This window comes from Pelomicrobium sp. G1 (assembly GCF_051905455.1).
GTDB lineage: Bacteria > Pseudomonadota > Gammaproteobacteria > Burkholderiales > UBA6910 > Pelomicrobium.
The window spans coordinates 1-317 of sequence record NZ_JBQACR010000229.1 but is presented as its reverse complement, the minus strand read 5'-3'; the positions used below and the strand labels follow the sequence as shown (position 1 = coordinate 317).

General features: G+C 67.5%; 1 protein-coding gene. It reads right to left on the bottom strand.

What is annotated here, in order from left to right:
- Positions 1-99: 99 nt before the first annotated feature.
- The coding region (locus tag ACTFO6_RS18295; protein ID WP_439935810.1) for a hypothetical protein at positions 100-317 on the bottom strand (218 nt) is incomplete at its 5' end.

Below are 317 nucleotides of genomic sequence, written 5' to 3'. Positions count from 1 at the left end.
AGCCCAGACAATGCAGGGAAACGGGCGTGAGATCTGGGGCCCGGGGGACCACGATGGAGCGTCTGAGCCTCGCGCCGGATTTCGTCGTTCATCTTCCTGTCACCTCAGCGCGCCGGCGCTGGGCGTGAGGCCGTAGCGGCGCTCAAGTAACGGCGCGAGCCCGGCGCCGCGGGCGATGTCACGGGCCATGAGACCCGTCACATGATCGATGATCACGTCGATCACCCGCTCGCCGCTGTCCTCGCGCTCATGGGTGCGTACATGCGCCGGCGTGTTGTTGATCACGTTCACGGTGGTGCCACCGCGCAGCGCGGCGA